General features: G+C 39.2%; 12 protein-coding genes. 6 read left to right on the top strand and 6 right to left on the bottom strand.

The genetic code is table 11. From position 1 onward, the window contains the following. The first annotated feature begins 78 nt into the window (after positions 1 to 78). On the top strand, positions 79 to 972 hold the full coding sequence (locus B4B65_RS01045; RefSeq protein ID WP_293912589.1) for a helix-turn-helix domain-containing protein: 894 nt from the start codon (positions 79 to 81) through the stop codon (positions 970 to 972). A gap of 56 nt (positions 973 to 1,028) precedes the next feature. Here the strand turns inward: B4B65_RS01045 and nagB are convergent, their stop codons facing one another. The 3 genes from nagB to B4B65_RS01030 all read right to left on the bottom strand — a co-directional run bounded on the left by nagB (position 1,029) and on the right by B4B65_RS01030 (position 6,818). Further along, positions 1,029 to 2,951 carry a glucosamine-6-phosphate deaminase gene (gene nagB, locus B4B65_RS01040; RefSeq protein WP_293912587.1) on the bottom strand — a complete coding sequence of 641 codons (1,923 nt, stop codon included), beginning with the start codon at positions 2,949 to 2,951 and terminating at the stop codon, positions 1,029 to 1,031. A 151-nt stretch (positions 2,952 to 3,102) separates the two neighbouring features. Continuing rightward, positions 3,103 to 4,254: a methionine aminotransferase gene (locus tag B4B65_RS01035; protein WP_293912584.1), complete on the bottom strand. Its 1,152-nt coding sequence runs from the start codon at positions 4,252 to 4,254 to the stop codon at positions 3,103 to 3,105. 74 nt (positions 4,255 to 4,328) lie between these two features. Then, on the bottom strand, positions 4,329 to 6,818 hold the full coding sequence (locus tag B4B65_RS01030) for a DUF5686 and carboxypeptidase regulatory-like domain-containing protein (protein ID WP_293912582.1): 2,490 nt from the start codon (positions 6,816 to 6,818) through the stop codon (positions 4,329 to 4,331). A gap of 197 nt (positions 6,819 to 7,015) precedes the next feature. On the opposite strand from B4B65_RS01030, the gene B4B65_RS01025 reads away from it, so the two are divergent. Then, positions 7,016 to 7,708 (top strand): TlpA family protein disulfide reductase, encoded by a 693-nt coding sequence (locus tag B4B65_RS01025; protein WP_293912579.1) that lies wholly within the window; start codon positions 7,016 to 7,018, stop codon positions 7,706 to 7,708. Positions 7,709 to 7,819: 111 nt separating this feature from the next. On the opposite strand, the gene radA is transcribed toward B4B65_RS01025, so the two are convergent. Then, on the bottom strand, positions 7,820 to 9,205 hold the full coding sequence (gene radA / locus B4B65_RS01020) for a DNA repair protein RadA (RefSeq protein WP_293912577.1): 1,386 nt from the start codon (positions 9,203 to 9,205) through the stop codon (positions 7,820 to 7,822). Between the two features lie 155 nt (positions 9,206 to 9,360). Further along, a complete protein-coding gene (locus B4B65_RS01015) occupies positions 9,361 to 9,651 on the bottom strand; it encodes a helix-turn-helix domain-containing protein (protein ID WP_002998253.1) in 291 nt (96 codons plus the stop codon). 171 nt (positions 9,652 to 9,822) lie between these two features. Between B4B65_RS01015 and B4B65_RS01010 the strand changes: the two genes are divergently transcribed. Further along, a complete protein-coding gene (locus tag B4B65_RS01010; RefSeq protein WP_201681133.1) occupies positions 9,823 to 9,972 on the top strand; it encodes a molybdenum ABC transporter substrate-binding protein in 150 nt (49 codons plus the stop codon). Between the two features lie 6 nt (positions 9,973 to 9,978). On the opposite strand, the gene B4B65_RS01005 is transcribed toward B4B65_RS01010, so the two are convergent. Beyond that, positions 9,979 to 10,641, bottom strand: a complete 663-nt coding sequence (locus tag B4B65_RS01005; RefSeq protein WP_293912572.1) for a rhomboid family intramembrane serine protease — start codon at positions 10,639 to 10,641, stop codon at positions 9,979 to 9,981. Positions 10,642 to 10,805: 164 nt separating this feature from the next. Here B4B65_RS01005 and B4B65_RS01000 point away from each other — a divergent pair, with 164 nt between their 5' ends. From B4B65_RS01000 to B4B65_RS00990, 3 genes are all read left to right on the top strand, one after another. Then, positions 10,806 to 10,991: a hypothetical protein gene (locus tag B4B65_RS01000; RefSeq protein ID WP_293912569.1), complete on the top strand. Its 186-nt coding sequence runs from the start codon at positions 10,806 to 10,808 to the stop codon at positions 10,989 to 10,991. Positions 10,992 to 11,047: 56 nt separating this feature from the next. Continuing rightward, a complete protein-coding gene (locus B4B65_RS00995; RefSeq protein ID WP_293912567.1) occupies positions 11,048 to 13,204 on the top strand; it encodes a peptidase domain-containing ABC transporter in 2,157 nt (718 codons plus the stop codon). A gap of 162 nt (positions 13,205 to 13,366) precedes the next feature. Beyond that, the gene (locus tag B4B65_RS00990) at positions 13,367 to 14,236 is read left to right on the top strand and encodes an AraC family transcriptional regulator (protein ID WP_201681129.1); all 870 of its coding nucleotides are present in this window, start codon (positions 13,367 to 13,369) and stop codon (positions 14,234 to 14,236) included. Positions 14,237 to 14,611: the final 375 nt, after the last annotated feature.

The raw sequence follows: 14,611 nt of genomic DNA, 5'->3' as shown, positions 1-14,611 counted from the left end.
CACGAAGATAGAGTTAATCTAAATCACCGAATAACGCAATAGGAAATAAGACTTATAACATCGGAAATTTCTGTAAAGATGAAATTGCTTAATACGAAAACACGTACACTTCATTATGATCATCAGGATTATGGTATCCGGTTGATCAATCCGTATACTGCATACGAGTTTATTCCTGATCACGAAGGTTATCTTGTACTAATAGCCATGAAAGAAGGATGTTCATTATCAGCCGGAAATCATAAACTCATCCTGAAAGAGAAAGAAAGCACCATCATACGACTTGATAAAACGAATATAAAAGTAAGCTCCAGACATCCTGAGGCACAATGTCTTACTTTACTCTACAAACCTTCCTACCTGAAGCATATGGATATGTCTGACCAAAGTATTCTTCAGATAGATGCCGGAATCCGCAAAGTTGAAAAAATGGAAAGTGAAGTTGCTTCCAGAACTTATATTAAAGCTGTTGATCTTATGCGCGTGAAAGCAACTCATACTCTTTTACCTGCTTTCTATAAATCCAAATCCCTTTATATTTTATCCTTATTGATGGATGGTATACAGCGAACAGTATCTTCTATACCGGCTGAATTGAGGGAGGCTGATATTGAAAAGATCAAAAAAGTAAAATATATTATTGAAACTAACCTGAATAAGAATTTTACTATTCAACATCTGGCGAGAGAGGTAGGCACGAATGTTCAATACCTAAAGCAGCATTTCAAACAGTACTACGGACAGACCATTTTTAGTTTTATTTCCGAATGTAAGATGCAAAAGGCTCAGCACCTGTTGAAAGAGCGGGAACTTACGATCAGCTTTATCAGCCACCAACTGGGTTATAAACATGCCAGTCATTTTACAAATGCCTTCAAAAAATTCTTCGGTTACGTCCCGAATACAATCCGCTATTTGTTTATTCTTTTTTATAATGAAATAGTTGCGATAACAGAACTTGGCCTTTTATAATGAAAACGGCTCCCTTTGTTTAAAGAGAGCCGTTACTTATTATACTTATAGATTGATTAATCGAATTTCCATCTTACAAAAGCTTCAATCGCTTCGTAATCTGCCAGACCTAACTGGTCATAAAGTGAAGCGGTTTCACTTGTACGGTCTTCTGCACGCACCCAGAATTCACGCGGATCGTCGCCCGGGAAAACAGGAAGATCTTTCTGCGACTGGTGTTTGAATATAGCCAAGCGCTTGCGGTACACCTCTTGCGGAGACAACGGAACAGCCATTTCGATCTCATGGATCGGAAATTCGTGCCATGCTCCACGGTACAACCACAACCAACAATCTTTTGTCCACTCATCTGTCTGACGTAATCTTTTTACGGCTTCCAGAATAATGTCAAAACAAATCCGGTGTGTTCCATGCGGATCGGCAAAGTCACCTGCAGCAAAAATCTGATGAGGTTTTACTTTACGCAACAGTTCCATCGTCTGAACGATATCATCTTCAAAAGATACATTTTTAGAAAATTTCTGTCTGTCGTAAAACGGAAGATCCTGAAAATGAATATTTGATGCCGGAAGACCAACAAATCGTGCTCCTGCGATTGCCTCACCCTTACGGATTAATGCTTTTATCTTACGAACAATGTCTGTATCGATCTGATTTGGTTTTTTACTGGCGAAGATATCACGGCTTTCATCATATAAAGCTTTGATTTTACTTGCATCAATACCCATTTCATTTGCAAAATCTTCTGCAAATTCCAGGTATCTCACCACATCATCATCCCATACAGCTGTATTACCACTGGTCTGATAAGCGACATGTACATCATGTCCCTGATCTGCAAGACGGATAAATGTTCCTCCCATAGAGATCACATCATCATCAGGGTGTGGAGAAAATACGATAGATGTTTTCTTTGCCGGATTAGCACGTTCCGGGCGTTGAGAATCATCTACATTTGGTTTACCTCCCGGCCAGCCGGTAATGGTGTGCTGCAATTCATTAAAAATACGGATATTGATGGTATAAGCAGGGCCTTCTTCGGTTACAAGCTTAGCCATTCCGTGACTGTTATAATCTTCTTCCTGAAGTTTTAAGATTGGCTTTTTCACTTCTAAAGCCAACCAAACAACTGCCTTCTTTGTCAGTTCAGGTGTCCACTCTACATCTTCTGCCAACCAGGGTCTGTCAAAACGAGTCAATAAAGATGCCGCATCTGTATCCAGAATAAACTCTACATTATCTGATAATTGCAGGTAAGTAGCCGGAATTTCTGAAGAAATTTCACCTTCAACAGCTTTTTTAATGATTTCGGCCTTATTTCCGCTCCATGCCATCAGAATAATTTCTCTGGCCTTGAAGATCGTACCGACACCCATTGTGATTGCTTTGCGAGGTACATTATCTTTACCACCAAAATCTCTGGATGCATCACGACGTGTAAGATCATCTAATGTAACCAGACGTGTTCCTGAATTCGGAGCTGAACCCGGCTCATTGAAACCAATGTGACCCGTACGTCCAATACCCAGAATCTGAATATCAAGACCTCCGCAATCTGTAATTTTTTGTTCGTAAGCCGCACAGAATGCCTGTACATCTTTTGCATCCAGTGTACCGTCAGGTATGTTGATATTTGCTTTATCGATGTCTACATGATCAAATAATTTATTATTCATAAATGTCACATAGCTCTGCGCAGCATCTGGTTGCATCGGGTAGTATTCGTCCAAGTTAAACGTCACTACATTTTTGAAACTCAATCCCTCCTCCTTGTGCAGCCGGATCAATTCCGCGTACACTTTTACAGGAGTAGCACCTGTTGCCAATCCAAGAACAGCCTGTCCGCCATTCTCTTGCTTAGCCCGGATAATATCAGCGATACGTTTGGCAACAACCTTTGATGCCGTATCCTGGTCAGGGTACACACTTACTGGAACTTTTTCGAAGCGTGTCTCTTCCAACAAATTTAATCTAGCCATTTTAGATATAGAGTATTAGATAAGGTGAATAGCAAATTTAATAATTTCTACGGTTTAACCACAGCATGTTTGCGCTTTTTTGCAAGATTTTGTCGGTTATATCGTTTTTTGCCCTTAAACAATCGTTTGAGCAACATATTTAAATTAAAAATTAGCGAATATTCCTCAGTAAATCAAGGGCTTTAGATAATGTCTCCGCTTTCTTGGCAAAGCAGATACGAAGGAGTTGCTGATTGACTGGTGTAGAATAGAAAGCAGAAACAGGAATCATAGCGATTCCGTTATCTTTTGTCAAACGGACAGCAAATTCTTCTTCCGGAAGTGTGGATATTCTGCTGTAACAAACATTTAAAAAATAAGTACCCTGTGAAGGAATAACCTCAAATCCCGTGTCTTTCAGGCCTTCAGCTAAAAAATCTCTTTTTTCCTGAAAGAAGGAAGGTAAAGACAAATACGTTTGCGGATCCTCCAGATATTTTGCAATAGCATACTGCATCGGTGTATTGACACTGAATACATTAAACTGATGAACTTTACGAAATTCCTTAGTTAATCCCGCGGGAGCAATGCAATATCCGACTTTCCATCCCGTGGTATGCAACAATTTGCCAAAAGAAGCAATTATAAAACTTCTGTTTCTCAATTCCTCATATTCCAGAAGGGAATGAATCGCCCCTCCATCATATACTATATGCTCATAAACCTCATCGCTGATAATAAGAATACCAGTTCCCCGGACAATATGACAAAGTGCCGTAAAGTCTGCTGTTTGAAGTACTCTGCCTGTTGGATTATTAGGATTATTGATAATGATCATTTTGGTCTTATCCGTAATCTGTTCTTTCACATATTCCCAGTCTATCTCAAAATCCGGGGCAAGCAACCGGACAGCACATGCTTTACCGCCGAAGAGTTCTATTGCAGGCCTGTAACAGTCGTATGCCGGTTCGAAAATGATCACTTCATCACCCGGACTTATTGTGGAGGCTATAGCCGTGAATATGGCCTGAGTACCTCCTGCTGTTACCGTAATTTCTTCTGCAGAATCAACCGTAACACGATAGAGCTGTTCAACTTTCGACGCAATTCGCTCTCTTAACAACGGAACTCCGGCCATCATAGCATATTGATGGTGGCCATCCCGCATGGACTGCTCTACAAGAGCCAACAGTTGAGGATCCGGATCATAATCCGGAAATCCCTGCGAAAGATTCAATGCACCATATTGCTGCGCTAAAGCTGACATTCGGGTAAAAATGGTCGTTCCTACATTCGGAAGTTTAGATGATATATGGATGGACATATGAAAAGACTGATAAATATCCACTAATATAGTAGATTATTCCAGAATTATCTGATCAAAAGAAAGATGGTTTTCTATTTCAGCACATTCAACAATTTGATACTGATCATAAATCCATTTTCAGCAGATGCTCCTTGCAGATTTCGTACATAATCTACCCTAAATATCCTGTATTTTCCAAATCCAACATTGTCAAATCCTGCCGTAAACTCGTGATATGGCTTAAATTTCGGAACAGCCAGATGATGATACCCTAAAACGAGATTCCATTTCAGCAAGTTTAATAAAGGAACTTTGTTCATGACATACCCCTTAAAATTATGTTCTGCATGCATTTCAAAATAGGCATCATTGGTACTACGCGTGTAATAAGGTAACATCAGAAAATTATTAAGGTATCGGGAAGCCCGTTCTACATTTGTCTCATTACCATTGAAATGTCTGAAATCTGCAAATCCGATACCCGAAGCATTAAAGAACTTACCGGCATTCAGTGCGATGCCGAAAAGGCCCTTATTGTTAAAATCAAAATCCTGAGTCAGTCTTCCCTTTATAAGCTGATATTCATACTTCTGCTCTGAAGCCCCGAAAGCCTGCTCCCAACCAAGTAAAAGGGTCGGAAAAGTCGGGTCCGGAATCGAAAGACGTTCATCCGGACGCTCAATAATCTTAACCCCTGGTCTTATACGTGCTGTAATATTGTATTTAAATAAATGATGAGGATCAAATACAGGAACCGTATTATCCTCCGGCAATAATGGGTTGTTAGAAGTATATTCATGTTCTCTACCGGCAAAAGAGTAATCCGTATTGTTAAACAAGGCTCTCCTGTCGGCATATTCAAGAGATAGCGAAGCTGCGATCTGATCTATCAGGTTTCGGGAATAGGAAATTTTAGCAAAATCCTTTTGATATATTTTCATATAATTTTTCCGTGAAAACAAGGAATAGGCCATATTCAAAAACGGATCTATAGGTTCGGCCGGATTAAACTGTTCTACAGAACGGCCACCTTCAAATGTAAGTATGTCGTAAGTCTGTGTATTAAACCGATGTAAAAGTTTTCCTTTCACGCGCAACTGCTCATCAGCAAGTCCATAATTGAAAGATACCTCTCCCCGGCTGTATTTACCTTTTTCGGACTCGCCTTTTGCCGCCGAAAATCCCGCATTAAAATTCCAGCCCTGCACGGTATTGAAACTCGTAGACAGCAGGTTTGATAAACCTCTGTACCGGAGTACAAAATGATCGGGTGTGTTCCGATACGTATAACCGATTAACACATCCAAGGGTCTAAATTGATTATTCTTTCTATCCACAGAATCGATATATCGCGGCGAATTTCTTACCTGCTGAATACTATCTTTCTTGCTATAATCAGCAGATTCTTCTGCCGTTAGTGGCACAGGTCTGTTCCTTTCCCAGTAATCAGTTCCTTTTTTATTTGCCAACGGATCTATCCTGGCAATAACATTCGTAAAAGTCTTCTTCTCAAATGCATTCACATAATTGTAATTCGAAAAATTGTGTATATACCGGCCATCAAACGCAATACCTAATACACTGATCTGAAACTCTATAGTTTGCAACATCTTGGACCATTTCTGATCCTGTGCATTATAAGCATATTGCTGTATCAAATGCAGTGTATCAATAATTGGTTGATTCATCTGTGAACCTTTAATAATAAAATCGACCCCGTATATCTCCCAGCTCCCGTCTACAATATAAATATAGCCTTTCACTACCGGCTCGGATTCGCGCACAGGTATCACTCTTATCTTGTGAACACGCATGCTGGGTTCTACATCAATGACATTTTCTCTTTTAAATTTATAATAGGAGAATGCAGCATTAGCCAAAGGAGATACAATACTTGATCCCAGTGTTACATGGTTAGCATAGAAATCAAAATTCGTTCCCTGAGCGGTATTGAAGCTAAATCCTTTATCATCTCCGCTCACTTTTGATGCGACAATGTGTTCATTTATCTTGTCTGGTTTCTGAAAACGGATCTCAGATACCGTTTCAGAAAGATATATAACCCCTGTACGGGCTGTGTCTAATGCCAGCTCGTCATCGTCAATCTTTTGTCCAAGTATCTTTTTTGGTAACTTCTTTACTCTCAGCAGTCCTTTTGAATAAAAGTCTGCTGTATATTTATCATTTTTTTCTGCATTAACCTGTCGTGATGCAATCGCCTGCCGGATAATTCGTACAGCAGGATCTTCCCCTTTCATCGTCACCACGACTTCCTCGATCTGCCGTTCTTCAGGTTCCAGACGTATATTGATAATATGAGGCTGTTCTTTTATTTGTGCTGTCACGATCTGTGTCTTATAACCCAGGTTTTGAAAGATAAGAGTACGGCTTTTCTCTTCTTTGGAAATTTTCAACTCGTACTGTCCCATCATATTGGTAGATGTTCCGGAGGTACTGTTCTGCAGAAAAACAGATACCGAAGGAAGGGGCTTTCCGGACTGATCCGTTACTACACCTTTAATCTGAGCTGATAATGTGCAGGATAAGAGCATTACACATAAAAAGGAGAGGATATTCTTCATCAGTAAAGTATTGATCGACAAAATCTATTGACTATTAGGTTAAAAAGCAAATATAATTGTGTGGATTTTAATATTCTGTTAAAGTTTGTTAAGAATAGAAATAAACATCTGCACAATCCTAAAAACAGTTATATGACAATAATATTACTCGACTAGTTTAATAGATTACTTTATATTTGTAGAAAATAAATATACATATGAAAAAGATATGCCTATACCTTCTTTTTGCTATTCCGGTATTTGCTTTCGGGCAGCAAGGATCACAAAAGAAGGAGCTTACCAAGCAAGAATATATAGAGCTGGTCAAAGCCCATCCGGATTCAGTTTCCAGTCTGATCTCCCTCCGGAGAGTAGGTGGCTATGACCCGGATTATAAAGAGATGCAGGAACTTTATAACGGTCTGAATAAAAGCGTTAAAAAGTCTAAAGAAGGAAAAGAATTTCAGGACTATTTACGGGTATTATCTACCGTTGCAGTAGGAAAACAAGCTCCTGAATTTACTCAAAATGACACAACCGGAAATCCTGTTAAACTAAAAGATTTCAGAGGGAAATATGTCCTATTAGATTTTTGGGCGTCCTGGTGTCCGGACTGCCGTGTAGAAAGCCCTGATCTGGTTGTTACTTATGAAAAATTCAAAGGCGATAAGTTCGAAATACTGGGCATCTCCTTTGATAAAGATAAAGCTGCCTGGACCAAAGCTATACATGCTGATAAAAGACACTGGAGACATGTATCAGATCTGAAGCGCTGGCAGAATGATGTAGGAACATTATATGGTGTAAAAGCCATTCCACAGAATGTCCTTATCGATCCTAACGGCAAAATAATAGCCCGGAATCTGCATAAAGAAGCGCTCGACAAAAAACTGGCAGAGGTCCTTAAGTAGTAAATGGACGAAAACAGAATAGCCCCTGAATTAAATCAGGGGCTATTCTGTTTTACCGGCAGATTATACAGGCGAGCAAGAAAAGACCACAACTGTTATGAGCTCCTTCAACTAACCAAATAATGCTCTGAATATATCCTCCAATGTTGCCATAGGACGGATGGCGATATTATACTTTTTAGGGTCAAGACCTTTTATATTGAACTTGGATATAAAAATACCTTCAAAACCCAGTTTTTCTGCTTCAGCAATACGTTGTTCTATTCGGTTTACGGCCCGTATCTCTCCGGACAATCCTACTTCACCTGCGAATGCAAAGGTTGTTTTTATCGGCATATCCTGTTGAGAAGAAATAATAGCAATAATCACAGCCAGGTCAATAGCGGGGTCTTCTACACGTAAACCACCTGCAATATTCAGGAAGACATCCTGTGCACTCAGGCGAAAGCCAAACCGCTTTTCAAGAACAGCCAGCAACATATTTAATCGCTTGGTATCGTAACCTGTAGAGGATCGTTGTGCATTACCAAATGCTGAATTGCTGACCAATGCCTGTACTTCTATCATCATAGGACGCATCCCTTCAAGCATCGCAGCAATTGAAACGCCACTCACGGGCGCATCCCGCTGAGAAATCATAATCTCGGACGGATTGGAAACTTCTCTCAGACCAGCTCCCTGCATTTCATAGATACCAAGTTCGGAAGCAGAACCAAATCTGTTTTTTACTGCCCGGAGAATGCGGTATACGTGATGACGGTCTCCTTCAAACTGCAGAACGGTATCGACCATATGCTCTAATACCTTTGGCCCGGCAATAGAGCCGTCTTTAGTGATATGACCGACAATAAATACCGGCGTACTGGTCTCCTTTGCAAACCGCAGAAGCTCAGCTGTACACTCTCTGACCTGAGATACAGATCCCGGAGCAGATTCAATCTGAGAAGAATGTAGCGTTTGAATAGAATCTATTACAATAACATTGGGTTGTACAGCTTCTATCTGTTTGAATATATTTTGTGTGGATGTCTCCGTAAGAATATAACAATCCGCTCTGGAAGATTGCGAAAGGCGTTCTGCCCGCATTTTGATCTGCTGCTCACTCTCTTCTCCTGAAATGTAAAGCGTTTTGACCTGAGGAATAGAGAGTGCAAGCTGCAACATCAGTGTAGATTTACCTATACCGGGCTCTCCTCCTATCAGGACTAATGATCCGGGTACAATTCCGCCCCCAAGAACCCTGTTGAATTCCTGATCAGGAGTCAGAATGCGCGACTCATCCTGATAAATAATTTCGTGTATGATTGCGGCCTTATTCGCTCTCTTAGATACTGAAGCACTGGTTGTACTTCGCCATTCAGGAACCTTGGAGTTACCTTTCTCGACGACTTCCTCTACAAATGAATTCCATTGTTTACATGAGGGACATTGACCTAACCATTTAGGGGATTCATATCCGCAGTTTTGACAGAAATATGCTGATTTACTTTTAGCCATTATACGAAATTACTAAAAATAATCAGTGCATATGCAGTGATCATAAACAGTATGGATGAAATTAAGACAGGAATAGCGATATATTCTATACCACAGAATGACTTCTGTGTATGAATATATCTGATTATTTGAAAATGAAATTTAACTAAAGAAAATCAACCTTTTACCAGTCCTTTGATTTTGTAAAAAGACCACTTGATTGCATACCATATCAATCCAAATGTGTTCTCTTTTGTAACATCACTTGCCAGAGATGGTGGCAACAGCTCATATACACTAATACCGAAAAGGTGGGCTATTTTATAGACCTGATCAACTTTTACTTTTGTTTCCCCTCTTTCAATTTTAGAATAAGCTGCCTGGGACATATCTAATTTAAATGCCACAGCTTCCTGAGATACTTTTAAGTTTTCTCTCTTGATACGAATGTATTCTCCAATTTCCATATCCGTTACCAATTAATTCTGCTATAAATATAATAATATAAAAAATTATAACCTACGGTTATAAGAAAAACTTCAATTACAACGCTAAGTTATAACATACAACTCTGGGTTGTGGTAGCTCCTCTCATCTAGATCTAGCTTTGGTTTAAATATTAAATAACCCAAAATGCTATGAACAATTTAGAAAAAAAAACAACAGAAACTCCGGTTGAATTAAAAGAATTAACACTAGAGGAGCAAATCAATATCAATGGCGGATCCAGAAATGATCCTAAACAGGAAGATCTGTGGGATATCATTTCCAAATGGCTTTTCCAATAGGAATATCTATTGAAAAATTGATTTAAATGAATTTATAAATTCAATAAAAGCCGGTGGTCTGACACAAAATGCCAAAACTGATCCTAACAAAAAAGCAAAAATATGCAGCCCCTTATTAACTTTACTTTTAGGAACGAAGCTCAGCAATAGAATCACAATAAGTACCGCTAACCAAAATTGTGCGCTTACTTTTATTGCTTCTATCCAGAAACTACTCATTTTTTGAAGAGGATAGTATAAAAAGCTGAATCCATATAAGCCAAACGTTAATCCGGAAGCACCAACAGCTGTATATGTAAAGTCATCTTTTTTGATATAGGTTTGAAAAAGATTTGGGATGATAACTAAGCATATAATTATCAAAACAGAAAGTAAATATGCTGCTGTCGTCCCATATTCTTGCTTTATCAATCCAAACAGATCGTATAAAAGCACATAAATCAGTACCACATTGACCAGAAGATGTATCCAGCTTCTGTGAATCAATGCCGAGGTAAATAAGGTATGCCACCTTTTGCCCCGGCATATTTCATACGGGTGCAGGAGCAGTTTATAAAAAAACGGTTTATAGTAAAATCCGATAATGCTGCAGATAATAATAACAGGTACCAAAGTATATGACCATGGTGACTCTGCAGGAGTAGGTAATATATCAAATATTGCCGGCATATGTAGAATGTGTAAACGAATGTATTGTTTTTTTTATAATATAATCACGGTCAATTGAACAAAAATTTTCTTTTCGTATATTGACCTACAAACCTGACACTTGTGATTTTTCCCAAAAAGAACATTAAATACCTGCTGTGATTATATTTTTACTTTTCATATTTATGATACCGTTTCTCTACATTCCGGCATCAGTATCTGCAGAAGAAATCCCTCTCCCTGCAAATAAAGATTCCACTATACACTCTCCGGTAGATAAGGAGTTAATTGCTGATATACGGATTCAGCAGTACAACGAAAAAATGAAGAGGTATGATACAGTCCTGCTTATTTCTTCTGCAATTATCTGACACAGTCCGCACATAAAGCTTAGACCCATTATCCCATATCTGCTATAGAATCACCCATGAAAAAAAACTGCCTTGTAAAACAACACGATATCAAAGACTGCGGAGCAGCATGTCTGGCATCTGCAGGGGCTCATTTTGGATTGGAACTTCCTTTAGCCAGGATCAGGCAGATCTGTTACACCGATAGTCAGGGTACCAATGTTCTGGGCATGATACAGGGACTACAGACCATGGGTTTCCACGCCAAAGGGGTTAAAGCAACAGTGCAGTCTCTTTCCAGGATACCCCTTCCTGCTATTGCGCATCTTATTCTAAAAAACAAACTGCATCATTATGTTGTCATTTATGAAGTGAGTAAAGACAAGGTCTCTGTCATGAATCCTGCTCATGGAAAAATGGAGCAATTCAGCATTCAGGAATTTACAGAACTATGGACAGGAGTTCTTATCCTGATGGAACCTAATGAGTTTTTCCGGCAAAAGAAGGAGAAGATCAGTAATTATACCCGATTCTGGAATCTGATCAAACCACATAAGACCATGATCATACCGGCGCTGCTGGGCGCACTGTTATATACTATACTTGGTCTTTCCATGTCCATTTATATACAGAAAATAACGGATGAGGTGCTTGTTGACGGAAACCTCCGTTTACTCAATCTGCTCTCCGTAATCATGATTGTAATTCTGGTATTTCAACTTTTTATAGGCTCGATGAAAAGCATTATGGTACTAAAGACCGGACAACGCATAGATCGGTATCTGATTCTGGGATATTATAAACATTTACTGCAGTTGCCTCAGCGTTTTTTTGATACCATGAAAGTCGGTGAAATTATTTCACGGGTGAATGATGCTGTCAAAATAAGAACCTTTATCAACGATGTATCCATTCAGATCATTGTGAACGTATTTATTATCGTCTTTTCGTTTACACTGATGTTTATTTATTACTGGAAGCTGGCCCTTATTGTCATGTTGGTTATTCCTCTGTATATCTTTATCTACTGGGTTTCCAATAAACTAAATAAGATGGTGGAGCGAAGAATGATGGAAGAAGCAGCCGATCTGGAATCCCATCTGGTTGAATCCTTACATGCTATCAGCACCATCAAACAGTTCGGAGTAGAGAATTATGCCAATAAGAAAACCGACAACAGTTTCAGTAAGTTGCTCGGCACCATCTATACTTCAGTAATGAATACCCTGTTTTCTACAAATGCTTCAGATTTTTTGTCGAAATTATTTACCATTATACTCTTATGGGCAGGAGCTGGATATGTAATAGACCGCTCCATCACGGCCGGAGAATTATTATCGTTCTATGCATTGATTGGCTACTTTACCGGTCCCGTATCGCAACTTATCGGCACAAACAAAGCTATACAAAACGCCCTCATTGCAGCAGACAGATTATTCGAAATCATGGATCTGGAGCGGGAAGAATTAACAGGGAAAACTGATTTGTCCCGGGATTCGACAGGAGATATTAAACTGGAAGATGTATCTTTTAGCTATGGATCACGTGCCCGTGTTTTCAAGGATTTTTCCTGCACATTCAAAAAGGGACAGACAACAGCTGTTGTTGGAGAGAGCGGTTCCGGCAAAACAACGCTGGCAGCACTGATCCAGCATATCTATCCGACCAATAGCGGAAAAATATCCATTGGCTCCACCAACATCAGAAACATCAGTAAGCACTCCCTTCGAAACCTTATTTCCGTCGTTCCACAGCAGGTAGACCTCTTTTCGGGAAATGTTATTGAAAATATTGCTCTTGGAGAAGACTCTCCTGACTTTAGTCGTATTCTTGAGATTACGACAGCATTAGGTATCCGGCCTTTTATTGAAAAATTACCTGAGGGCTTTGAAACGCATCTGGGTGAAAACGGGACCGTATTATCCGGTGGCCAAAAACAACGAATCGCTATAGCAAGGGCCCTCTATAAAGATCCGGAAATCCTTATTTTGGATGAAGCCACATCCTCGCTGGACACCGAGTCGGAACTTCTGATTCAACAAACGCTGGCACAGTTCAAAGCGCAGGGTAAGACGATGATTGTTATCGCACACCGCCTCAGTACGGTTGCCCATGCAGACAGCATAATGGTGCTCAAAGAGGGCAAATTAATGGAAGAAGGAAGCCACCATCAACTCCTCACAAAAGATAGCATATACCGATCGATGTGGCAAAAACAAAGCTTATCCATTTAAAATTAAAGAACATGTACATGCAAGGTGTTCAAAATTATTTCAAACGTTGATAAGTTGAGCATATGCCCGTATCCTTCCTAAATCCTGATCAGTAAAAAAACAATCAAAACAAAAACCAAAATCATTAGATTTGGAATTGATCAACCAAATAATACTGAGGTTATGCTTTCCGATATTTATAGAGAAAAATCGCCATTGTCTGAGCAAGATTGTTTTGTCGTATTTGACCGCAGAAAATCCTCGTTCACATTTCCAGTACATATCCACCCTGAATATGAGATCAATTATGTGGAAGGAGCATCCGGAGCGTTGCGTATTATTGGAGACTCTGTAGAGAATATCGGAGAGAAAGATCTGGTATTAATTGCCAATCCGGAACTCAAACATGCCTGGAAAGACGGAGATTGTACATCCACCAATATCCATGAAATTACCATCCAGTTTCATCCCTCATTAATCGAACAATGTCTGGATAAAAAACAATTTCAGAGCATTCAGCAGTTGTTTTCCCGTGCGTCAAAAGGAGTTCATTTTGGTGCCGCCACCATAGAAAAAGTACTCCCGTTACTGCGGATCATAACAATGGAAAAGGATGGATTTTATGCCGTTATGAAGTTGTTTATTCTTCTCTATGAATTGTCAAAAGGAGACGACCTTCGGGAACTCTCCAGTGAAACTACCATAGAAATGACAAAGAATGAGATTTTACTACACAAACTTCAAAACTATGTATCTACTAATATTGCAGAAGTAATCCGGCTTCCTGAGGCTGCAGATGCATTAAACATGAGCAGATCCACTTTTGCACGTTTTATCAAATGCAATACAGCAATGAATTTTACAGATTACCTGCTGGATTTCAGAATAAATATGGCTATGCGAAAACTTAAAGATGCGACCCCTATATCCGAGGTGGTCAGCCTTTGTGGTTTTAACAGTATTTCGTATTTCTACAGGGTCTTTAAAAAAGCAAAAGGAATTACACCTGCCGAGTTTAGAGACAACAGTAAAAATCAACAGTTGATTATTTAAATGGTGTCAGACGTTCACTATATTTTTCCATTCCTTTCCCTGCTCTTCCCTTAAGAGTGAATAGTTCAATAAAATTGAGTTAATTGTACAACTGCAAACAGATAAAACAACCTGTAAAAACCTATTTAACAGCTAATTAAGATAAATTAAGATCTTTTGAGTACAATAAAAATCTCCAGAAATAAAAACTAATTTTCTTGACAGAGAAGATCTTCCTACTCCTCTTTTAGTATATCCGCCCCAAATAAAGATTAAAAAGTTCAATCCGATTGAAGCAAGAGTTCAATTTACGGAATATGTTTTCCTGTAGTTTAGCTCCGGACAAATTCCAAAAACAATCCGGATAAACTAATGATATACATCAGACATCAGTGA

Origin of the sequence: Sphingobacterium sp. UBA5789 (assembly GCF_002418355.1) — a bacterium.
Taxonomy (GTDB): domain Bacteria; phylum Bacteroidota; class Bacteroidia; order Sphingobacteriales; family Sphingobacteriaceae; genus Sphingobacterium.
The sequence above is the reverse complement of the archived record's forward strand: the minus strand, read 5'-3'. Positions and strand labels throughout refer to the sequence as shown.

Excerpts from the sequence above, each read along its gene's own strand:
- B4B65_RS01045 (WP_293912589.1), top strand. The coding sequence starts at position 79 with ATGAAATTGCTTAATACGAAAACACGTACACTTCATTATGATCATCAG.
- nagB (WP_293912587.1), bottom strand. The coding sequence starts at position 2,951 with ATGGCTAGATTAAATTTGTTGGAAGAGACACGCTTCGAAAAAGTTCCA.
- B4B65_RS01035 (WP_293912584.1), bottom strand. The coding sequence starts at position 4,254 with ATGTCCATCCATATATCATCTAAACTTCCGAATGTAGGAACGACCATT.
- B4B65_RS01030 (WP_293912582.1), bottom strand. The coding sequence starts at position 6,818 with ATGAAGAATATCCTCTCCTTTTTATGTGTAATGCTCTTATCCTGCACA.
- B4B65_RS01025 (WP_293912579.1), top strand. The coding sequence starts at position 7,016 with ATGAAAAAGATATGCCTATACCTTCTTTTTGCTATTCCGGTATTTGCT.
- radA (WP_293912577.1), bottom strand. The coding sequence starts at position 9,205 with ATGGCTAAAAGTAAATCAGCATATTTCTGTCAAAACTGCGGATATGAA.
- B4B65_RS01015 (WP_002998253.1), bottom strand. The coding sequence starts at position 9,651 with ATGGAAATTGGAGAATACATTCGTATCAAGAGAGAAAACTTAAAAGTA.
- B4B65_RS01010 (WP_201681133.1), top strand. The coding sequence starts at position 9,823 with ATGAACAATTTAGAAAAAAAAACAACAGAAACTCCGGTTGAATTAAAA.
- B4B65_RS01005 (WP_293912572.1), bottom strand. The coding sequence starts at position 10,641 with ATGCCGGCAATATTTGATATATTACCTACTCCTGCAGAGTCACCATGG.
- B4B65_RS01000 (WP_293912569.1), top strand. The coding sequence starts at position 10,806 with ATGATACCGTTTCTCTACATTCCGGCATCAGTATCTGCAGAAGAAATC.
- B4B65_RS00995 (WP_293912567.1), top strand. The coding sequence starts at position 11,048 with ATGAAAAAAAACTGCCTTGTAAAACAACACGATATCAAAGACTGCGGA.
- B4B65_RS00990 (WP_201681129.1), top strand. The coding sequence starts at position 13,367 with ATGCTTTCCGATATTTATAGAGAAAAATCGCCATTGTCTGAGCAAGAT.